The following is a 20,622-nucleotide window of genomic DNA, read 5'->3' on the forward strand; positions in this document are numbered from 1 at the left end:
CACGTAGCAGGGGCAGTTTCAGGCAGCCGCGGAGGGCAGCTCGAGCGCGGTCTCGCAGCGGGCAATCCAGGCGGTGAGGTTCGGGCGCTTGGACAAATCGAAGCCGCCCTCCCCTGCCAGCCTTGTATAGGCAAGCAGGGCGATGTCGGCCACGGAGAGACTCTCGCCGACCAGAAAGCTCTTGCCCGCAAGCTGGGCGTCCATATGGTCCAGCGCCGCCTCGGCCCGCTCCACCCGCCAGGCCTCGCGGTCGCCGGGCCCCTTGCCCTGATAGACCATCTGGAACCGGCAGACGGCGACATAGGGCTCGTGGCTGTACTGCTCCCAGAACAGCCACTCGTTCACCTTGGCCCGCAGGAACGGGTCCTGCGGCAGCAGCGCCGTGTTCTCCGCCAGGAAGAGCAGCACCGCATTCGACTGGGCCAGGCTGCGGCTGTCGTCGAAGACCACGACCGGCACCTGACCGACCGGATTCACCGCCAGGAATTCCGGCGTCCGGCTCTCGCCCGCCATGACGTCCACATCGACGAACCTGTAGTCGAGGCCGAGCCAGTCGGCGGCGAAGACGATCTTCTGGCAATTGCCCGAGCGCCGGTCGCCGTAGAGCGTGAACGCGGGACCGCTCACGCCCGCTTCTCCCGGCTGGAATAGCTCAGCGGCTGCGGCAGCCGGGCCACCATCTCCTTCGGCACGACCTGCCAGAACTGGCCGATCTCCTGCCCCCAGTTGATCAGCAGGCGCTCGGCGAAGCGGGACTGGGTCTGCTCCACATGTTCCTGCACCAGACGCTTCAGGGCCGCTTCCCAGTAATCCGTCTCGATCCGCTGCCAGAGTACCGATTCCGGATTGACGTTGCGTTCGAAGCTGCCGTCCGCATCGTAGATGAAGGCCATGCCGCCGGTCATGCCCGCGGCAAAGTTCTCGCCCACCGCGCCGAGCTGCACGATCGTGCCCCCGGTCATGTATTCGCAGCCGTTCGAGCCGCAGCCCTCGACCACCGCATCGGCGCCGGAGTTCCGCACGGCGAACCGCTCTCCTGCCTGTCCTGCGGCAAAGAGCTGCCCTGCCGTCGCCCCGTAGAGCACGGTGTTGCCGACAATGGTGTTCTCGTTCGAGGCAAAGGGCGCCGCCGTCATCGGCCGGATGACGATGGTGCCGCCGGAAAGGCCCTTGCCGACATAGTCATTGGCATCGCCGAACACTTCCAGCTTCAAACCCTGCACCGCGAAAGCGCCGAGGGACTGGCCGGCAGAGCCGCGCAGGCGCACGGTGATGTGCCCCGGCTGCAATCCGAACATGCCGTATTTCCGGGTGATCCGGGAGCTGAGCTTGGTGCCGATGGCGCGCAGCGTGTTGGCGATGTTGTAGGTGAGCTGCATCTTCTCGCCGCCCTCGAGCGCTGGCTGCGCATCCTTGATCATCTGCGCGTCCAGCGTCTCCGGCACCTCGTTCCGGCCTTCCACCGCATTCATCACCGGCAGCCCGCCGCTGTCGGCGCGCACCAGGATCGGGTTCAGGTCGAGATCGTCGAGGGACGGATCGCCACGGCTGACCTGATGTAGCAGGTCGGTCCGGCCGATCACTTCTTCCAGCGACCGGACACCGAGTTCGGCAAGAATTTCGCGGACTTCTTCGGCCACGAAGGAGAACAGGTTCATCACCTTTTCCGGCGTGCCGTCGAACTTGGCGCGCAGGCTCTGGTCCTGGGTGCAGACCCCGACCGGGCAGGTGTTGCTGTGGCACTGACGGACCATGATGCAGCCCATGGCCACCAGCGAGGCGGTGCCGATGCCGAACTCCTCGGCCCCGAGGATGGCCCCGATGACCACGTCCCGGCCGGTCCGGAAACCGCCGTCGACACGCAGCAGGACCTTGTGCCGAAGCCGGTTCAGGGTGAGCACCTGATGCACTTCGGAAAGGCCCATTTCCCACGGGATACCGGCATATTTGATGCTGGTCTGCGGGCTGGCGCCGGTACCGCCGCCATGGCCGGAAATCAGGATCGTGTCCGCCTTCGCCTTGGCCACGCCCGCGGCAATCGTGCCGATGCCGGAAGAGGCCACCAGCTTCACGCAGACGCGCGCATCCGGGTTGATCTGCTTCAGGTCGTAGATCAGCTGCGCCAGATCCTCGATCGAATAGATGTCGTGGTGCGGCGGCGGCGAGATCAGGGTCACGCCCTCGGTCGAATGCCGCAGTTTGGCGATCATGGCATTGACCTTGATGCCCGGCAGCTGCCCGCCCTCGCCCGGCTTGGCGCCCTGGGCGACCTTGATCTCGATCTCGCGGCAATTGTTCAGATATTCCGCCGTGACGCCGAAGCGGCCGGACGCGACCTGCTTGATGGCCGAGCTCGGGTTGTCGCCGTTCGGCCGCGGCTTGAAGCGTGCCGGGTCCTCACCGCCCTCGCCGGAATCCGACTTGGCGCCGATCCGGTTCATGGCGATGGAAAGGGTCTCATGCGCCTCCGGGCTGAGCGCCCCGAGGGAGATGCCCGGCGCCACCAGGCGCTTGCGGATCTCGGTGATGGACGACACGTCCTCCAGCGCCACTTCGTCGCCGGTCGGCTTGAAGCCGAGCAGATCGCGCAGATTCACCGGTTTCTGGGCGTAGATCTCGTTCGCGTACTTCTTGTAGAGGTGATAGCTGTCCGTCGCGACCGCGTGCTGCAGGGCATGCATCATCGGCCCATCGAAGGCGTGCCGCTCGCCCTGGCGGCGGAACCGGTAGAGCCCGCCGACCGGCAGCGTCACCACGGTTTCGTCGAACGCCTTGCGGTGCTGTTCCAGCGCCTTTTTCTGGATGCCGGGCAGGCCGAGGCCGGAAATCCGCGAGGACATGCCCGGGAAGAACCGGGCGACCAGCGACCGGGACAGGCCGACCGACTCAAAGTTATAGCCGCCACGATAGGAGGACAGGACGGAGATGCCCATCTTGGACATCACCTTCAGGATGCCGTCCTGGATGGCCTTGCGATAGGCGCCGACACAGGCGTCGAGCGACTTGTCGCCGAACAGGCCTCTTGCATGCCGGTCCGCAATGGCTTCCTGGGCGAGATAAGCATTTACCGTCGTGGCGCCGACCCCGATCAGCACGCAGAAATAATGCGTGTCGAGACATTCCCCGGTCTGCACATTGATCGAGGTGAAGGTCCGGAGCTGCTGGCGCACCAGATAGGAATGCACGGCGCCGGTGGCCAGGATCATCGGGATCGCCGCCCGGGTGGAGCAGATCGCCTTGTCCGACAGCACCACATGGGTGCAGCCGCCGCGCACCGCGTCTTCCGCCTCGCGCTGGATCCGGTCGATGGCTTCCGCGAGCGCGGAGTCGCCGCCGGAGACGTCGAAGGTGCAGTCGATCTCCTCCGCCGTGTCGCCCATATAGTCCCGCATGGCCTGGAACTCGGCATTCGAGAGGACCGGGGATTCAAGCAGCAGGTGTTCGCACTGCTCCTCGGTCTCGTCCAGGATGTTGCCGAGATTGCCCAGACGGGTGCGCAGGGTCATCACCCGGCGCTCGCGCAGACTGTCGATCGGCGGGTTCGTCACCTGGCTAAAATTCTGCCGGAAGAAATGGTGCAGACCGCGGTACTTCTCGGAGAGCACCGCCAGCGGCGTATCGTCGCCCATCGAGCCGATGGCTTCCTTGCCGCCATCCGCCATGGGTTGCAGGATCAGCTCCATATCCTCAAGCGACCAGCCGGAAACCACCTGGCGGCGGCGCAGATCGTCGCGCTCCAGACCCGGCTTCTCCTCGTGGTGGCTCTTGATCAGCTTGTCGATCTTCGTGCTCTGCTTGATCCACTTGCCGAACGGACGTGAGGAGGCGATGTGCGCCTTCAGTTCGGTATCGTGGTAGAGCTTGCCGCTAATCAGGTCGACCGCGATCATCTGGCCCGGATCGAGCCGGCCCTTCTCGATGATGTTCTTGTCCTTGATCCGGACCATGCCGGTTTCGGACCCGGCGATCAGCAGGCCGTTGTCGGTGACGCTGTAGCGCATCGGGCGCAGCCCGTTCCGGTCCATGCCGCCGAGCACCCAGTGCCCGCCATAAGCGGCAATCGCCGCCGGGCCGTCCCACGGCTCCATCACAGCATTGCAATAGGCGTAAAGGTCACGCAGTTCCTGGGTCAGGTTGCCACCATCGGCGACCGCCTCCGGGATCATCATGCTCTTCACCATGGGCAGAGACCGACCCGCCCGGACCATCAGTTCGAACACCGCGTCCAGCGCGGCGCTGTCGGAGCTGCCGTCCTGGATCACCGGCTTGATGTCTTCGATCTCGTCGCCGAACGTATCCACGGCCATCCGGGTCTCGTGGCTGCGCATCCAGTTCCAGCAGCCCTTCAGCGTGTTGATCTCGCCGTTATGGGCAAGCACGCGGAACGGCTGGGCGGCACGCCAGGCCGGGAAGGTGTTGGTCGAGTAGCGCTGGTGATAGATGGCGAAGTTGGAGACGAAACGCTTGTCCAGCAGATCCGGGAAGAACTCGGAAACCTGTTCGGCCAGGAACATGCCCTTGTAGATGATCGACCGGCAGGACAGCGAGCAGATGTAGAAGTCGGTGATGTTCTCGGCCAGCGCGGCACGCTCGATCCGGCGCCGGATCAGGTAGAGATCGCGCTCGAACTTGATCTCATCCGCCCCGGCAGGTCCGGAGACCATGATCTGCTCGATTTCCGGACGGGTGGCGTTCGCCTTCTCGCCGATCACCTCGACATTCACCGGCACCTGGCGCCAGCCATAGATCTTGTAGCCGCGGGAGAGGATCTCTTCCTCGACGATACAGCGGCAGCGCTCCTGCGCCGCCAGATCGGTCCGCGGCAGGAACACCATGCCGACGGCGATCAGGCTGTCGCCGACCGCCTGCCCGGCACGCTCGACATGCTCGCGGAAGAAATCCTGCGGGATCTGCAGATGGATGCCCGCGCCGTCGCCGGTCTTGCCGTCCGCATCGACCGCGCCCCGGTGCCAGATCGCCTGCAGCGCCTGGATGCCGGCCTCGACCACGTCGCGGCGCGGCGTGCCGTCGATGGAGGCAACGAAGCCGACGCCGCAATTCTCGTGCTCGTCCGCCGGGTTGTAGGCGTGGGCGGCCTGCAGCCGCTCCATATTCGCCTTCCAGTCGGCCACGAAGGCGTCGCCACCGGTCATCGGGAATTGGTTATCCTGTTTCATGTCGGTCATCCTCGGCTTCAGGAAGCGCGATCGAGCACGGCATGGGCCTTCTGCTCGATATAGGCGTGAATCTGGTCCGCAACATCCCGGCCATCGCGCACGGCCCAGACCACGAGGGACGCCCCGCGCACGATGTCCCCTGCGGCAAAGACGCCGTCGAGACTGGTCATCATGCTCGAGAAATCGATCGACAACGTGCCCCAGCGGGAAACCTTGAGGTCTTTCTCGCCGAACATGGTCGGTATGTCTTCCGGATCGAAGCCGAGTGCCAGAATGGCCAGATCCGCCGGTATCGTGAAACTGCTGTCCTTAACCACTTCCGGGGCCTGGCGGCCGGTCGCGTCCGGCACACCGAGATGTATACGGTGGCAGCGCACACCGTCGACGACACCGTCGCCGGTGAAGGCCTCGGGGGCGGAAAGCCACATGAACTCGACGCCTTCTTCCTCGGCATTCTGCACCTCGCGCTGGGAGCCCGGCATGTTGGCCTTGTCCCGGCGATAGACGCATTTGACCGATTTGGCCCCCTGGCGAATGGCCGTGCGCACGCAGTCCATCGCGGTATCGCCGCCGCCGATGACGACGACATTCTTGCCCTCGGCATTCAGACTGCCGTCCTCGAAGGCCGGAACACTATCGCCGAGGCCCTTGCGATTGGACGCGGTCAGATAATCCAGCGCCGGACGGACATTGCCGAGACCGACGCCCGGGCACTTCATGTCGCGCGCCTTGTAGACGCCGGTAGCGATCAGGACGGCGTGATGTTTCTCGCGCAGCGCGGCCACGGTGATGTCCTTGCCGACATCGACACCGGTATGGAAGTGAATGCCGCTCTCCTCCAGCACCCGCGTCCGGCGCTGGACGACGTCCTTCTCAAGCTTGAAGTTCGGGATGCCATAGATCATCAGGCCGCCGATGCGGTCGTACCGGTCGTAGACATGCACCTGGTAGCCGCGCTTGCGGAGCTGCTCCGCCGCCGCCAGCCCGCCGGGACCGCCGCCGATGATCGCGACACTTTCGCTACGCTCGCGCACCGGTGTGACCGGCTTCACCCAGCCCTGCTCGAAGGCCGTCTCGGTGATATATTTCTCGACGGAGCCGATGGTGACCGATTCGAACCCCTTCTCGATCACGCAATTGCCTTCGCAAAGCCGGTCCTGCGGGCAGATCCGGCCGCAGATCTCGGGGAAATTGTTGGTCGCGCTGGCGATCTCGTAGGCTTCCTCGAGCCGGCCCTCGGCGGTCAGCATCAGCCAGTCCGGAATGTTGTTCGACAGCGGACAATGCACCTGGCAATAGGGCACGCCGCACTGGGAGCACCGGCCGGCCTGTTCGGCAGCATGATCGGTCACGAACTCGTCATAGATCTCGTCGAAATCCTGACGGCGCGCATCCGCCGCGCGCTTGGCCGGCATCCGCTTCGCGGTTTGGACGAATTTCAGCATGCTGTCGGTGGTCATTACGCTCTCTCCCATGGCCCTAAGGGCCTTAGTCCGCTTCAGGCTTGTAGCGCCGCCCGAATTATCATTTTGACGGCACCATACCTCATCGGGGAGCGCTTATCTACGGAAAGAAGAGAGAAAGGTCAATAGTTAGGACTAATTTCCTCTATATCATCGCCTCGATGTGTGGAGCACAACTGCATGCACGAAGCGCGATCAATATTTAGTCTCTTTTCGGACCTTTGTGTAATATTCTTTACGTCACAACGGGATGTTATAATCTTACCTCTGTCACATGCCGGAGAAACGGGGGTCCCGGCTGCGCCATCCATCCTCACCGCCCCTCGGCAACATCAAGACCGGAGCCCGACGGTGCCGATACTTCATCTGGCCATTCTTGCCCTGGTTCAGGGCATCACCGAATTCCTGCCCATCTCCTCAAGCGGCCATCTCGTTCTCGTCCCCTTCATGATGCAGTGGCAGGATCAGGGCCTGATGCTGGATGTTGCCGTCCATGTCGGCACGCTCGGCGCCGTGATGGTCTATGCTTGGCGCGAGATCGGGATGATGATCGCCGGCCTCTGGAAACTGGTGCGCGGCCGCGTCGATCAGGGGACCAGGCTGATGCTGCAGGTCATTATCGGGTCAATCCCCGTCGTCATCGCCGGCTTCGCGATCACCAAATATGCCGGCGGCATGCTGCGCAGCGTGGAAATTATCGGCTGGACGACGCTCGGTTTCGGCCTGCTGCTCGGCTTCGCGGACCGGGTCGGCATGACTGTCCGGCGGCTCGAGCATATGAGCTACGGCGGCGCGCTGGCGATCGGCATGGCACAGGTTCTTGCCCTGATCCCGGGTACCAGCCGCTCCGGCATCACCATGACCATGGCCCGGTTCCTCGGCTTCGAGCGGGCCGATGCGGCCCGCTTCTCCCTGCTGCTGTCCATTCCGGCCATCGCCGGCGCCGGCACGCTGACCGGCATCGACCTGTGGCAGAGCGGTGACGTCGCCCTGACCCGGGACGTCCTGACGGCGGTCGGTCTCTCCTTCGCGTCGGCCCTGCTTGCGATCACCCTGATGATGGCCTGGCTGCGCCACGCCGGCTTCATGCCCTTCGTAGTCTACCGGATCCTGCTCGGCGCCCTGCTGCTCTATCTGGTTTATGCCCCCTGACGGCGCACATTGGTGCCGGATCGGGCATCGACCGCAGCTGACAGGATTTCTAGACTTCCGACAAAGCCAAACGAAAACGCCAGGGAGGCGGCATATGAGGTTCGCAACATTTGAATTGGACGGCAAGGCGGTCTGGGGATTGGCGTCCGACGCGGGGCTGCATGCTGTCGACGCCGACACCCTTGCCCGATACCCGAGCCTGAAAGCCGCCATCGCGGCGGACGCCCTGGCTTCGGCCGCCGCCGCCCTGAAAGACAGCGCCCCATCGGCCACGCTGGCGGACGCGCACTTCCTGCCGGTTATTCCCGATCCCGAGAAGATCCTCTGTGTCGGGCTCAATTACGAGGCACACCGCCTTGAGGGTGGCTGGCCGGAAGTCGAAAACCCGACGATCTTCAGCCGCTTTGCCAATTCGCAGATCGGCCACCGCCAGCCGCTGATCAAGCCGAAGGTTTCCGACAAGCTGGACTACGAAGCCGAGCTCGCCGTCATCATCGGCAAACCCGGCCGTCATATCGCCGAGGCGGACGCCATGGATCATGTCGCAGGCTATGCCTGCTACAATGAAGGCAGTGTGCGGGACTGGCAGCGCCATACCACCCAGTTCACCCCGGGCAAGAACTTCATCGGCACCGGCGCGTTCGGACCGTATCTGGTCACGAAGGACGAGATCGACGATCTCGGCCCCCTGGTGATGGAAGCGCGCCTGAACGGCGCCGTCATGCAGCACACGAAACTCGACGACCTGATCTTCTCCGTTCCCCGGCTGATCAGCTACATCAGCACCTTCACCGAACTGGTACCGGGTGATGTGATCGTCACCGGCACGCCGGGCGGGGTCGGCTCCCGCCGGGATCCGCAGGTCTGGATGAAGCCCGGCGACGAGATCGTGATCGAGATCGACAGGATCGGCCTGCTGTCCAACACCATCGTCGCGGAAGCCTGACCCCGTGGCGACGGTCATTCCCTTCGACAGGGATTTCGAGCCGCCCTACGGCGTTATCGAGCGGCTCGCCCCGGGTCTCCGGCGGATCGTCGCCCGCAATCCCGGCCCCTTCACCTTCCGCGGAACGGCAACCTTCATCGTCGGGGAGGGAGACGTCGCCGTGATCGATCCGGGACCGGATCTGCCGGACCATGTCGCGGGCCTGGTGGCCGGTCTTGGGGACGAGAAAGTCACGCATATTCTCGTCACCCACACCCATCTCGACCATTCCCCCGCCGCCGCCGCCCTGAAAGCGGCAACAGGCGCGCCGACTTACGGCTTCGGTCCGCACGGCCGCGGCCTGGACGGCGTTGAGGCCGGTGGAGACGCGGACTTCGTCCCTGATGTCACACTCGGGGACCGCGACATGATCAAGGGCAGCGGCTGGCAGCTCGAAGCCCTGCACACGCCGGGTCATACATCAAATCATCTGGCCTTCGCCTGGCCGGACCGGAAAATCCTGTTTCCCGGCGATCTTGTCATGGGCTGGTCCACCAGCGTGATCTCGCCGCCGGATGGAAATATGGGGGACTATCTCAGGAGCCTCATCCGGCTGCTTGACCGGGACGACGAAATTTACTGGCCGACCCATGGCGGACCAATCCGCAATCCGAAGCCCTTCGTCGAGGCCTTTATCGCCCACCGCCGGGACCGTGAAGACGAGATTCTTGCCTGTCTCCGGAATGGGCAGGAAACCATCGCTGACATGATTCCGGTGATCTATGCCGATGTGCCGCCCGCATTGCACGGGGCCGCGGCCCGCTCATTGCTTGCGGCATTGATACATCTTGTCGAGACCGGGACAATCTGGTGCAGCGCGCCGGCCGATGAAGAGAGCATCTATCGGTTACGATGAGCCGGCCCTGTTTCACGATAAGTTTTCTAGTTAACCAGTGATTTTGTTTTTAAAAAACAATAGACTGGAAACAACGTGGTGGAATTGTAGAATTCTCAATTGAGCGCCGTCTTTTGGATGCTCCCGTATTCTTTTCGGTGAATTTCATTTTATGAACGATAAAAAGCAGGAAATCGACATCCATCAGGCCATTTTGGTGGCGGTTTACAATGCTGAGAACGAAGGGCGTTATGATGACGCCGAAGAAATATTATCGAAAGCGATCCAGCAGCAATCGACACCGCAGAGGACAGCATTGTATCTCGGGGAGCTGGCGCTCATCAATCTGGCGCTGAAGCGATACGACAAAGTGCTCGGGATCTGCAGCAACCTCCTCAGCAATGATGATCTCAAAGTCCAGCATCCCCTCCTCTATCTGAACCTCATCGCCTGCCAGGAAATCTCCACTTTCCTGCGCTCTGGAAAAGACGTTGCAGAGGTTCCGTTCCGGGGTAGGACACTGAAATTCGCGATCTCGGGGCACAACAGCGAGCTCGAGATTCAGCATATCCGGCAAAAACTCTACGAGCCGGAAGAGGTCGAGCTTATTCTGAAGCATATCGGGGAAACCGATATCGTCCTCGATCTCGGGGCAAATGTCGGCAACCACGCCATCGCGTTGGCGACGGCCCGCCCAGGCTCGACTGTGCATGTGTTTGAGCCCATTAGAATAACCTGCGACCTGCTGCGCCGGAACATCGCCCTTAACGGTTTGAAAAATATCGATGCGTCAAATCTCGAAGTGGCTGTTGATTCCGAAGACGGCATGCTCAACATGGTGCAGCGGATCAACCTGGCGAGCAGTCGCGAAGCCATGAAAGGCATCGGACCGGCGATTCCGAAACGCGCCTTGCGGGAGCTTTGGCCGGAACGGGTCGATTTCATAAAGATGGATGTCGAAGGCGCGGAGCTGCGCATCATCAGGTCGGTCCTGGACCTGATCCGCAGAGACCGCACCAAGATCATTCTCGAGTGCTACAAAAGCACTGCGGAACAGGATTTTTCCGACTTGGCCGACCTGGGGCTGGAACAGATAGACTGCATCGAGCAATCGGCCGTTTTCAACGTCCTGGTCCAGCCCAGGTAACGGCGAAAGCCCGCGCCAGCCAAACCCTCAGCTATACCGGATATAGGGTGATTCCGTGCGATAACTGAAGAAGGGGTATGTCTCTCTCGGCCTCAGCTTTTCTTTGTTGCGGCGTTGGATTTCCAGCAGCATGAACTCGGTCACATCCACCAGAGGAAGCTTGAGTGCCTCATGCAACGGGAAAAAATCGAGATCAGCCAGCTCGCCACTCCCGCCGAGTTCGCCCGACATGTGCTCGGCCCAGGCAAAGAAAAACCGGGCATTGAAACGCGCCTTGCGCTTTGACGGCGTGATCGCGTGACCGACATAGCCAAGTTTTGCGAGATCCGGCGCGATGCCGCGCGCGGCGAAATCCAGCCACGTCTCGTGTCTCGTCGATCCGATATCTGCCGGCCCCGCCAGCAGCAAGCCGGTTTCCTCGAAGGTTTCACGGACCGCAGCCACGGAGAATGCCCGCGCGCGGCGCTGATCCTTGGAAATACGGGTCAAGAGTTCGGGCGCGAGATCGGAAGCGACACCGACGGAGCGGTCCGCAGCATCGACCTTGCCGCCAGGAAAGACGAAGACGCCGCCGAAGACGGCTTTCTTTCCCCGTCGCCCCATCAAGACCTCAAGCCCATCCCCGCTTCGTCGCAGAATGATAAGGCTCCCGGAATCTTTCGGGCGAACGGGTTTCTGTCCGGGCTCAGCGAGTCCGGGCAGGGATTTCGGCGGGGCACGTCTCATGGGACAATGGTGACCGGGTAAAGTTGAAGTCACCCAGTCTAGGCCGGTTGTGGTGAGACCTCCAACCCTGTTCGTGCCCTTCCGAAAAGGCGGTCTCTAGAGGCTATTCATCGCGCCGTAATAGGCAACAGAGCCGATGAGCCCGAGAATACCAGCACAGGTCAGGATGGTCTGCGTGATGTTGATCTGGTTCATGTCCGTATTCCTTCCGTAGGTGGACTGTTCGATGATCCGAATATAGGCGGGATGCTGCTCCGCAACATCCGCATATACCGCAACGCACAATTGCGCCTACAGCATGGATGACAAAAAACGCAAGCCATTATCTCCAAAACGGAATGAATGAAACATGATTGCGCCGTGAACGCTCAGCTCATCAACGGCGCATCCAATAGAGCGGCAAGACGGCGCGCAGCCGTTCGCGCCAGTTTCAAGGTCAGGGCTTTGCGGCGCGCGGCGGCTAGTTTGCTGGCCTCCGCCTCCCGAAAGATCACGGCATCATAGTGATCGGCGAGAATCAGACCGCAATGCGGGTCATGTGGCAGAAATTCGCGCGGGAAATCCGGCGCGACGGCGAAATAGAACCGGTCGCAGAACTCGAGATATTCGTGCCATTTGCCGTCCGCACGATAATCAGCCAGATCGGACTTGACCTCGACGATCGCAATCTCGCCCGAAGCATCGAGTGCCATGACATCGACCCGGCGCCCGGATCGAAGCGGCATTTCGGTGACATGGCACCAGCCGAGATTGCTGAGAAGCCGTGTGACCCCGCGAGTCACCTGCAGAGTCACTTCAGGGCGGCGCACACTTGTTTCGGGAGGGGCAGGCATGGCAGACGCCCCGTCAATCCAGCTTGAGATTGCTCGCCCCGCGCGTGTCCGCCCCGGAGAGATCCGCGCCACGCAGATCCGCGCCGTCGAAATCCGCATCGCGGAGCACCGCGTTGCGCAGATCGCAATCGCGCAGGTCAGCACCGTTGAAAACCGCGCCGCTCATTTCCGCCTGATGGAAATCGCCGCCGCGCAGCACGGCATTGTCGAAGCGGGCGCGCTCAAAATGCGCCGGCCAGCGCTGTGTCTTCGCCCCGACGATTTGCACCGGACTTGCCTGTACCCCGACAAGCCGCGCCTCCATCAGATTGGCGCGGCGCATGGTGACCCCGCGCAAGTCCGCGTTCGAGAGATCCGCCGTCCGCAAATCCGCCAGCGCCATATCCGTCATCAGCAGATTGGTTCCGGAGAGATCGGCCCCCGTCAGCACACAGCACTCCATGTTCGCCGCCGCCAGATTGAGGCGGCTCAGGCTCTGGCGGCTGATATCCCGCCGTGCCAGGTTGGCCCGCTCGCCCTTCTTGCCGTTGCTTTTGATCCAGACATCATGGCGGACCATGATATCCGACATTTCCGGGCCCAGGGTATCCAGCAGCTTCGGCATCCGTGCCAGGCGGAACTCGGGATCGCTCGGGTTCATGTTGGAGAACACGGCCCCGGCCAGATCCGCATCGGTCAGGTCCGTGCCACTGAAAATCACGTTATACAGGATGGCGCCGTTTAGAATGGCCCCGGTCAACACCGCTTCGGTCAGGTCCGCCCCTTCCAGGTCCGCCCCCGTCAGGTTGGAGTGACTGAGATCCGCCCGGACGAAGCGCGTATTGCGCAGCTTTGCATCGGTCAGATCGGTCTGCACGATAAAGGCGTTTGAAAGCCGGGCACCGCTCATATCCGCGCGGGTCGCATTGGCGACGGCGAGATCGGCATCGACAGTATTGTAGGTCACCGCGACGAGATTGCCTTTCCGGTCCGGTTTCAGCAGCACGCCGTCCCGGAGATCCGCTTCCATCAGCAGCACATCGCAGAGATCGGCCCCGCGCATGCAGGCCCCGCGCAGATCCGCGCGGGAGAGATCTGTTCCCTGGAGGATGGTCTCGCGCATGTCGCAGGCGAACAGGTTTGCTGTCTGCAGGTTTGCTCCCCGGACATCGGCGCCGCGCAGGGACGAGCCCGAGAGTTCGGCGCCGCGCAAATCCTTGCCGGCAAGATTCATGAACTTGAGATCATATCCCGGTAGGTTGGCACGGCCGCCTCCGGTCTGCCCGCGCAGAAACATGCCGTGGCGCTCGATGACATCTTCAAGTTCCGGAGCGGAAATACGCTTCAGGGGAAGGTCGTCGGTTGCCGACGGACCGAGATCCAGCCGCTTTTCCGACGCGGCCCATGCAACCTCGGACGGGATACCCGTTACTGTCTCATCGTCAGGCTTTTTTCCTGGCAAGAAGCGCGCCTACTCTCCGACTCTGTGCACCAGCTGGAAATCGCCGTGCGGTTCATGCAGTAAATATGTCTTGAGCCCGGATCTCAAAACAATACTCGAAAAGGACGCGCTACATCCAATCCTGAGCTTGCGGAAAATTGTACGCGACGAAGCGATACGTTGACTGAACGGCCTCGCGGATACCTTTGGAACGGGATGACAGATCGATTTCCCATGTCTCGATCACCTCATCCCAGATCATGATCTTCTTGTGCAGTTCGTCGCGCATCTCGCGAATGAAATTGATCTGCTTGTCGTAGCTCTTCAGGACCGTGAGAATTTCACCGGTCTGGGCGTCGACCTGATCGAAAATGAAGCTGAAATCACGAATAGGCGGCTCCATCAATGTTCTGACGCGCTGCACCTCGCTGACGAACTGGCGATCGCCCCGGTGCAGAGCCGCCACCTGAAGCAGCTTGTTCTGGATCGCGCCCGCATGGGTAAAACGGTCGCGCAGGGCTTCGATATAGGCGAGTTCCCGGGCAACCCGGTCCACCAGATCGATCACTTCCTGCTTGCGGTCCGCGCCCAGCCCAAGTTTCTCGGCAATATCGGCGATGCCCTTCTGAATCCGCTCCTTTGTCTCCGGCTTCGCCATTTCAGCCTGGATATCGGCTTCGCCCGGCATGAAGACATCTTCGCCGGACACCCACTTGGCGATCTGGGCCATCAGCCGGTTCTTGGCGCGCTCAAGATGCTTTTCCTCGATCGACCAGCTGGCGGAACCGTCAAGCAGCTCACGCGGGATCGTGTCACCGGGGCGAATATCCTTGACGTAATTCAGGCCTTTGCGAACCGTGACGAGCAGTTTGCCGTCCTGGGAATCTTCATCGATGCCGAACTCGGTGCACAGGGACTCAAGCGGGACAGACGCCTCAAGGTCGCCGACCTTCACCCGCAAGGCCGCGGTCCGGTCCTGGCCGCTCAACATGAAATGAGCGCCATTTACCTTGAAAATTCTATGCTCGAAAGCGAAGTGCGTGGATGGATCCAGCGCGCCTTCTTCTTCAGCAGCAGTCATTTTTGCTCCACACCATCAGGCACACGGCCACGGGCTGATTGCCCCGTCGTATTGAAGACATCATGCATCAGAAGCATTAAACGAATTGCTAACATTGTTGCTGCTCTATCTCAACGTACCTCTTTGCAAGTCGATTAATAGTGGAAATTGATTAACGGAAAATTAGGAACGCTCCGGGTATGGTGTAAATTGAAGAAGGTCGCGTCCTCAAGACGAGCCGCGCGGTCTGAAAGTCCAACAAGTGCTGAGGGTGCGCCGTGGGTGAAGCTAAGGGAAAACTCTTCTCAGTGGAGCGCCGCGCTCAAGCGCGTGGCGAGCCGGTCCAGTCACCTACCTCGCCCAACGGTGTAACGGCAGCGTTCTCCTCCAACGCCTTCGAACAAGCCCTTCTGGCCGAGATTTCCAGCTTGAGAACCGAGCTTTCCGAGATCCGAAAGACTCTTGGCATGGGCGTTCCGGCCCCGGCACATCCCGCCCCGCCGGTCGAACCGGAAGAGACGGAAAGCGGTATCGATCAAAACGATATCGATCACGATTTGCGCGTCGAGATCGCGCAGATGGTGCGATCCATCGGCAAGGCGAAAACGCAGATTGCCGCGATCAAGCATCCGATGTCCGCGGAAGACCAGATGCAGACCGCCTCCCTGCAACTGGACACGATCGTGCAGACCACCGAAACCGCGACCAATGAAATCATGACGTCGGTCGATGCCATCGAAGGCACCCTGAAACAGATCCACGGCTTCACGCTCGACGACCCCGAAGTGCAGCAGCTGATCGATCAAGCCTCCAACCAGCTCATCTCGATCATCGAGGCCTGCAGCTTCCAGGACCTTACCGGCCAGCGGATCAATCAGGTGGTCAAGACATTGCGCTTCATCGAAAGCCGCATCCTCGCCATGATCGATATCTGGGGCGGCCTTGAGGCCTTCAGGGATCTGCCGATTCCAGAAGACGAATCCGGGAGCGGCGTGACAGAGGAGGAAGAGGGTCTGCTCAACGGCCCGGCGCTTGGCAGCCAGGGCCTCAGTCAGGACGATATCGACGCCCTGTTCGACTAGACCGGACATTCGCGCCAAAGAATGCGTGCACGGCAGGACCAGAGGATGAGTCGGGGATCTTGATCCCGGCGGGCCGATCACCTACATGAGGTGGGCGCGTGATCAATGAGGATGCGCGCCCTGAGTGCCGCTCGCGCGGGCTCGCAGATCGTCTCGCTCATGCCATGAGGGGTTGGTCCCATGTCGCGTATGTCTGTTTTTAGTTCTCCGCTCTTGCTCGGTTTCGATCATTTCGAACGAACCCTTGACCGGATATCGAAGTCCACCGCCGACGGTTATCCGCCGTACAATATTGAGCAGACGACGGCTGCAGGGCTGCGTATAACGCTTGCAGTCGCCGGATTCAGCTCCGACGAGCTCTCGGTGCAGATCGAGGACAACCAGCTGGTTATCCGCGGACGGCAAAGCGAGGAAGATGACAGAGTCTACCTGCATCGGGGCATCGCAGCGCGCCAGTTCCAGCGCACCTTTGTGCTGGCGGAAGGCATTGAAGTCGAATCTGCGGACCTCGACAATGGCCTGCTCCACATCGATCTCCGGCGCCCGATGCCGGAAGTGAAAGTGCAGACCATACAGATCAACGCCGGTAGAACAATTCCGTCGTCGAGCACGGCGAAGAAACTCGATGTCGAGCGCGCCGACTGACTTTTGTCGGTCGATCGATTGGAATCAGGACATCCGGGACAGTGTCCGGAAGACGGAGATGCAGATGGGAACCGAGATGAGCGGACTGAACAGCGTACGCCGCCTGAGTTCACGGGACTTCGCAGCCCTCGGGCTGTTTGATGTCGCCTTTGTGAAACCGGTGACGAGCGACGGTGAGGAGAATTTCGAAATCCGCACGGCCGACGGGCTTCTGGTTGCCGACGCGCCCAGTTGGGAGGCTGCCGTCACCATCATCGCCGAAAATGAGATGCAGGCGGCGCGCATCCAGTAGGGCGCCGCCACAACAGGAATTCCTCCGGGAATACCGGTAGGGCGCAAGGCGGCCTCAGGCCGCGTTACTGGCCGTTGCTTCTGTCAACAGGGCATAGATCGCGTCGACGCTGTCGGCACCACGGATCTTCTCGCAGATGCCCTTGTCCCGCAGCAGGCGGGATACCCGCGCCAACGCCTTCAGGTGATCCGCACCAGCGGATTCAGGCGCCAGCAAGAGAAAAATAATATCCACCGGCTTGTCGTCGATCGCATCGAACTCAACGGCGCGGTCGGCGCGCGCGAACACGGCATAGAGCCGGTCAAGCGCCGGCAGCTTGCCATGGGGGATGGCAATGCCATCACCCATGCCGGTCGTGCCGAGGCGCTCGCGCTCCAGCAGCACGTCAAAGATCGCTCTCTGCTCAAGTCCGGTCACATCGGCAGCACGGCGGGAAAGCTCCTGCAGTGCCTGCTTCTTGGATGTGACCTTCAAATGAGGGAGAACCCCCTCGGGGAAAAGGATGTCCGCGATTTCCATCGTGTCTACCCTGCTTGTGCTCCATCTATGGCGCGGCCCGCCAGGCTCCTGCTGACTCTCGTCAGCCGCCTGGGCGCCGTGCCGATCTACCTGGGATCCGGCTCAGCCCTGAGCCAGCCCCTTCGGATCAATCCAACCGATATTACCGTCACTCCGACGGTAGATCACGTTCATCTCGCCATGCGCCCGGTTCCGGAACATCACAATCGTGAGTTCGCCGAGCTCAAGGCGCATCACGGCCTCTTCAACCGAAAGATCTTCGATCGACGTGGTCATCTCCGCGACAACGACCGGCTGCCACTCATCCTCTACCGAGGGTTCCGAGGGCACGTGGTCCGCCGCAAGGACATACTGTTGCGCTGCAACTTTCGCGCCACCGTTCCCGCGATGATGATCACGGACGCGGCGCTTGAAGCGGCGCAGGCGCTTGTCGATATGTTCACCCGCCTGATCCGCGGAGGCGTAGGCATCGCCCGCCATACCCTGGCCGCGCACAAACATGTCGCGTCCGACATGGACCGCGATATCGGTGCGGAAATCGTTCCCTTCCTTGGAAACGGTCACGCTTCCGTCCAGAGGATCGCCGAAATATTTTTCTGAGATCGCGGTAACCAGACGCTCGATATGTTCCTTGAGCGCGTCGCTGACCTGGATCTGCTTGCCGTTAATCGATAATTGCATGCTTCTTTCGCGGTCGATTGAATCTGACCTGTCTGTGTCTGGCTCGGAGCTCGCAAGCACCGGTGAGAATTCAGCCTGACCGCCGCCCCGCCAGCGAAGGCGCGGAACTTATTCGCGCCCAAGGGGAGAGTCAAGCATTGCGCTTACCGGTTTCCTAAGTGCCCGACACTAGGATCAAATTCGCATCGACTTTTCACGCCTCCTCTGAACCGACGAGGGTATTTTCATCGCTTCGCGATATTTGGCAATTGTTCGCCGCGCGATATCGACGCCGTCGCCCCTTAGTATCTCCACGATGCGATCATCTGATAACACTTTTGTCGGTGGTTCCTCGTCGATCAACTTCTTGATTTTGAACCGGACCGCTTCCGCGGAAAGGGCGTCGCCACCCGCAGATGATGCAATCGCACTGGTGAAGAAGTATTTAAGTTCGTAAATACCGCGCGGCGTCGCCATGAATTTATTCGAGGTGACACGGCTGACTGTGCTTTCGTGCATTTCGATCGCCGCGGCGATGTCCCGCAGCACAAGCGGCCGCAGATACTGCACGCCATTCTGGAAGAAACCATCCTGCTGGCGGACGATTTCGCCGGCCACTTTCAGGATCGTCGTCGCCCGCTGGTGCAGCGAGCGCACGAGCCAGTTGGCCGATTGGTGACACTCGCTCAGATATTCCCGGTCCGACTTGTGCTTCGGCGCCCGGCTGACTTGCGAGAGATAGGCGTTATTCACCAGAACCCGCGGCAGGGTGTCGGGATTGAGTTCGACGATCCAGGTGCCGTTCGGCGCCGGCCGGACCAGCACGTCCGGGACCATCGCCTCGCTGTTGTCGGGTTCGAAGGCCAGGCCCGGTTTCGGGTTGAGGGAGCGGATCTCCTCGATCATCTCGGTCATGTCCTCGGCATCGACGCCGCAGACCTTCAGCAACCCCTGCATATCGCGCTTGGCCAGCAGCGGCAGATTGTCGAGCAGGGCCTGAATCGCCGGGTCGAGCCGGTTCCGGTCCTTCAGCTGCAGGGCAAGGCATTCCGACAGGGTCCGGGCAAAGATACCGGGCGGATCGAGGGACTGCAGTTTTCCGAGCACCGCCTCGACCGCATCGAGCGGACAGACGAGACGCTCGGCCACATCCTGCAGCTCGCCGGTGTAATAACCGGCATCATCCAGCGAATCGAGCAGGTCGGCCGCGATGATGCGCTCATCCGGCCGGGCGATATCGAGCGAGACCTGCTCCAGCAGATGCTCACGCAGCGTCTTGTTCTGCCGGACGGTTTCTTCCAGACCCGGCATATCCTCGCCGCCGCCGCGCCCGCCGCCGCTGCCGGCGCTTTCCCAGCTGCCGAGCGTCGGGGACAGGGACGGATCCGCCTCTTCGACGCTGGCGCTGCTCCAGTTGTTGTCATAGTCCGAATCGCCGGGATCGTCGCCGGTTGCGGGCAGGGATTCCGCGCTCGTCCGGTCCATGGTATCCGGGCCGTCAGGCGCCTCGTCCCAGCCGCTGTCGGCCGCGGCGCCGGGCACAGCCTCACCCTCGATCGCCTTGTCATAGGCCGCGAGATTGTCCGCCTCGAGCGCTTCAAGGGTTGCCGGCCCGTCGCCGTCATTGCGCTCCAGCAGCGGGTTCTGCTCGATCTCGGCTTCGACGAATTCATTCAGTTCAAGATTGTTGAACTGCAGCAGTTTGATCGCCTGCTGCAGCTGTGGCGTCATGACCAGATTCTGAGACTGTCTGAGGTCCAGTCTGGCTGAGAGCGCCAAGGACGGTCTCCCTAAAGCCGGAAACGTTCGCCGAGATACACCCGGCGCACGTCGTGATTGGAAACAATCTCATCCGGCACGCCGTCCATCAGCACCTTTCCATCGTGCAGAATGAAGGCGCGGTCGACGATATCCAGGGTCTCGCGGACATTGTGATCGGTGATCAACACACCGATGCCGCGGTCCTTGAGATGGGAAATCAGGTCGCGGATCTCGCTGACGGCGATCGGGTCGATGCCCGCCAGGGGTTCATCGAGCAGAATGAAACTCGGATGTGACGCCAGGGCGCGGGCAATCTCCACCCGGCGCCGCTCACCACCCGACAGTGCGATGGCCGGCGTCCGGCGCAGATGGCTGATCGAGAATTCCGCCAGAAGGTCTTCCAGCAGGGCATCCCGCTTGCCGGGATTTTCCTCGACCACTTCCAGTACCGCCCGGATATTCTGCTCGACCGTCAGCCCGCGAAAAATCGAGGCTTCCTGGGGAAGATACCCGATCCCGAGCCGGGCCCGCCGGTACATGGGCAGGTCCGAAATATCCGCGCCATCAAGATGGATGGAGCCGTAATCGGCGGCAATCAGCCCGGTAATGACATAAAAGCAGGTGGTTTTGCCCGCGCCGTTCGGGCCAAGCAGGCCAACGGCCTCTCCACGCTGCACGGAAAGGCTGACATCGCGCAATACCGGCCGTGACTTGTACCGCTTGCCGAGATTCCGGGCGACAAGCCCGAGATTCTTGCTGACCAGGCGCGGGCCACCGCCAGCTCCCGACGAACTGTCCGCCGCAGCGCTATTACTGTCGTTCATCCCTAGCCTAGCCCCGCTTTCCGGTGTGCCTATTGCCGTGA

At 61.6% G+C, this 20,622-nt stretch carries 18 protein-coding genes; 7 read left to right on the forward strand and 11 right to left on the reverse strand.

Annotated elements, in window-relative coordinates; all coding sequences use genetic code 11:
- Positions 1–18: 18 nt before the first annotated feature.
- From RH950_RS03435 to RH950_RS03445, 3 genes are read right to left on the reverse strand one after another with little or no spacing between them, the layout of a single operon-like run.
- Positions 19–627, reverse strand: a complete 609-nt coding sequence (locus RH950_RS03435; RefSeq protein WP_350053725.1) for a glutathione S-transferase family protein — start codon at positions 625–627, stop codon at positions 19–21.
- Entirely contained in the window at positions 624–5,186 is a 4,563-nt protein-coding gene (gene gltB / locus RH950_RS03440; protein ID WP_350053727.1) for a glutamate synthase large subunit, read from the reverse strand. The genes RH950_RS03435 and gltB overlap by 4 nt, the downstream gene beginning before the upstream one ends.
- Before the next feature lie 8 nt (positions 5,187–5,194).
- Positions 5,195–6,637, reverse strand: a complete 1,443-nt coding sequence (locus tag RH950_RS03445; RefSeq protein WP_350053729.1) for an NAD(P)-dependent oxidoreductase — start codon at positions 6,635–6,637, stop codon at positions 5,195–5,197.
- Between the two features lie 354 nt (positions 6,638–6,991).
- Between RH950_RS03445 and RH950_RS03450 the strand changes: the two genes are divergently transcribed.
- From RH950_RS03450 to RH950_RS03465, 4 genes are all read left to right on the forward strand, one after another.
- Positions 6,992–7,792: an undecaprenyl-diphosphate phosphatase gene (locus RH950_RS03450; RefSeq protein ID WP_350053731.1), complete on the forward strand. Its 801-nt coding sequence runs from the start codon at positions 6,992–6,994 to the stop codon at positions 7,790–7,792.
- Between the two features lie 94 nt (positions 7,793–7,886).
- Positions 7,887–8,738, forward strand: a complete 852-nt coding sequence (locus tag RH950_RS03455; RefSeq protein ID WP_350053733.1) for a fumarylacetoacetate hydrolase family protein — start codon at positions 7,887–7,889, stop codon at positions 8,736–8,738.
- 4 nt (positions 8,739–8,742) lie between these two features.
- Positions 8,743–9,633 (forward strand): MBL fold metallo-hydrolase, encoded by an 891-nt coding sequence (locus RH950_RS03460; RefSeq protein ID WP_350053735.1) that lies wholly within the window; start codon positions 8,743–8,745, stop codon positions 9,631–9,633.
- Between the two features lie 151 nt (positions 9,634–9,784).
- A complete protein-coding gene (locus tag RH950_RS03465; protein ID WP_350053737.1) occupies positions 9,785–10,759 on the forward strand; it encodes an FkbM family methyltransferase in 975 nt (324 codons plus the stop codon).
- Between the two features lie 27 nt (positions 10,760–10,786).
- Here the strand turns inward: RH950_RS03465 and RH950_RS03470 are convergent, their stop codons facing one another.
- From RH950_RS03470 to RH950_RS03485, 4 genes are all read right to left on the reverse strand, one after another.
- Positions 10,787–11,362, reverse strand: a complete 576-nt coding sequence (locus RH950_RS03470) for an NUDIX hydrolase (RefSeq protein ID WP_350053739.1) — start codon at positions 11,360–11,362, stop codon at positions 10,787–10,789.
- Positions 11,363–11,853: 491 nt separating this feature from the next.
- Positions 11,854–12,318 (reverse strand): MmcB family DNA repair protein, encoded by a 465-nt coding sequence (locus RH950_RS03475; protein ID WP_350053741.1) that lies wholly within the window; start codon positions 12,316–12,318, stop codon positions 11,854–11,856.
- 13 nt (positions 12,319–12,331) lie between these two features.
- The gene (locus RH950_RS03480; protein ID WP_350053743.1) at positions 12,332–13,759 is read right to left on the reverse strand and encodes a pentapeptide repeat-containing protein; all 1,428 of its coding nucleotides are present in this window, start codon (positions 13,757–13,759) and stop codon (positions 12,332–12,334) included.
- 109 nt (positions 13,760–13,868) lie between these two features.
- Entirely contained in the window at positions 13,869–14,819 is a 951-nt protein-coding gene (locus tag RH950_RS03485; protein ID WP_350053745.1) for a hypothetical protein, read from the reverse strand.
- A 257-nt stretch (positions 14,820–15,076) separates the two neighbouring features.
- Between RH950_RS03485 and RH950_RS03490 the strand changes: the two genes are divergently transcribed.
- From RH950_RS03490 to RH950_RS03500, 3 genes are all read left to right on the forward strand, one after another.
- The gene (locus tag RH950_RS03490) at positions 15,077–15,880 is read left to right on the forward strand and encodes a protein phosphatase CheZ (RefSeq protein WP_350053747.1); all 804 of its coding nucleotides are present in this window, start codon (positions 15,077–15,079) and stop codon (positions 15,878–15,880) included.
- Between the two features lie 180 nt (positions 15,881–16,060).
- The gene (locus RH950_RS03495) at positions 16,061–16,525 is read left to right on the forward strand and encodes an Hsp20 family protein (protein WP_350053750.1); all 465 of its coding nucleotides are present in this window, start codon (positions 16,061–16,063) and stop codon (positions 16,523–16,525) included.
- Between the two features lie 58 nt (positions 16,526–16,583).
- Positions 16,584–16,817 (forward strand): hypothetical protein, encoded by a 234-nt coding sequence (locus RH950_RS03500; protein ID WP_350053752.1) that lies wholly within the window; start codon positions 16,584–16,586, stop codon positions 16,815–16,817.
- 54 nt (positions 16,818–16,871) lie between these two features.
- Here the strand turns inward: RH950_RS03500 and ptsN are convergent, their stop codons facing one another.
- From ptsN to lptB, 4 genes are all read right to left on the reverse strand, one after another.
- Positions 16,872–17,336: a PTS IIA-like nitrogen regulatory protein PtsN gene (gene ptsN, locus RH950_RS03505; protein ID WP_350053754.1), complete on the reverse strand. Its 465-nt coding sequence runs from the start codon at positions 17,334–17,336 to the stop codon at positions 16,872–16,874.
- 102 nt (positions 17,337–17,438) lie between these two features.
- On the reverse strand, positions 17,439–18,017 hold the full coding sequence (gene hpf / locus RH950_RS03510; RefSeq protein ID WP_350053756.1) for a ribosome hibernation-promoting factor, HPF/YfiA family: 579 nt from the start codon (positions 18,015–18,017) through the stop codon (positions 17,439–17,441).
- Between the two features lie 174 nt (positions 18,018–18,191).
- Entirely contained in the window at positions 18,192–19,775 is a 1,584-nt protein-coding gene (gene rpoN / locus RH950_RS03515; RefSeq protein WP_350053758.1) for an RNA polymerase factor sigma-54, read from the reverse strand.
- An 11-nt stretch (positions 19,776–19,786) separates the two neighbouring features.
- Positions 19,787–20,581 (reverse strand): LPS export ABC transporter ATP-binding protein, encoded by a 795-nt coding sequence (gene lptB / locus RH950_RS03520; RefSeq protein ID WP_350053760.1) that lies wholly within the window; start codon positions 20,579–20,581, stop codon positions 19,787–19,789.
- Between the last annotated feature and the right edge of the window lie 41 nt (positions 20,582–20,622).

The sequence above is a fragment of the Nisaea sp. genome, assembly GCF_040217065.1.
In the GTDB taxonomy this organism is placed as follows: Bacteria; Pseudomonadota; Alphaproteobacteria; order Thalassobaculales; family Thalassobaculaceae; genus Nisaea.

Bases quoted from the DNA above. Each gene is read 5' to 3' on its own strand.
- gltB (WP_350053727.1), bottom strand. From the start codon at position 5,186: ATGACCGACATGAAACAGGATAACCAATTCCCGATGACCGGTGGCGAC.
- RH950_RS03445 (WP_350053729.1), bottom strand. From the start codon at position 6,637: ATGACCACCGACAGCATGCTGAAATTCGTCCAAACCGCGAAGCGGATG.
- RH950_RS03455 (WP_350053733.1), top strand. From the start codon at position 7,887: ATGAGGTTCGCAACATTTGAATTGGACGGCAAGGCGGTCTGGGGATTG.
- RH950_RS03465 (WP_350053737.1), top strand. From the start codon at position 9,785: ATGAACGATAAAAAGCAGGAAATCGACATCCATCAGGCCATTTTGGTG.
- RH950_RS03470 (WP_350053739.1), bottom strand. From the start codon at position 11,362: ATGGGGCGACGGGGAAAGAAAGCCGTCTTCGGCGGCGTCTTCGTCTTT.
- RH950_RS03475 (WP_350053741.1), bottom strand. From the start codon at position 12,318: ATGCCTGCCCCTCCCGAAACAAGTGTGCGCCGCCCTGAAGTGACTCTG.
- RH950_RS03485 (WP_350053745.1), bottom strand. From the start codon at position 14,819: ATGACTGCTGCTGAAGAAGAAGGCGCGCTGGATCCATCCACGCACTTC.
- RH950_RS03495 (WP_350053750.1), top strand. From the start codon at position 16,061: ATGTCGCGTATGTCTGTTTTTAGTTCTCCGCTCTTGCTCGGTTTCGAT.
- RH950_RS03500 (WP_350053752.1), top strand. From the start codon at position 16,584: ATGCAGATGGGAACCGAGATGAGCGGACTGAACAGCGTACGCCGCCTG.
- ptsN (WP_350053754.1), bottom strand. From the start codon at position 17,336: ATGGAAATCGCGGACATCCTTTTCCCCGAGGGGGTTCTCCCTCATTTG.
- hpf (WP_350053756.1), bottom strand. From the start codon at position 18,017: ATGCAATTATCGATTAACGGCAAGCAGATCCAGGTCAGCGACGCGCTC.
- lptB (WP_350053760.1), bottom strand. From the start codon at position 20,581: ATGAACGACAGTAATAGCGCTGCGGCGGACAGTTCGTCGGGAGCTGGC.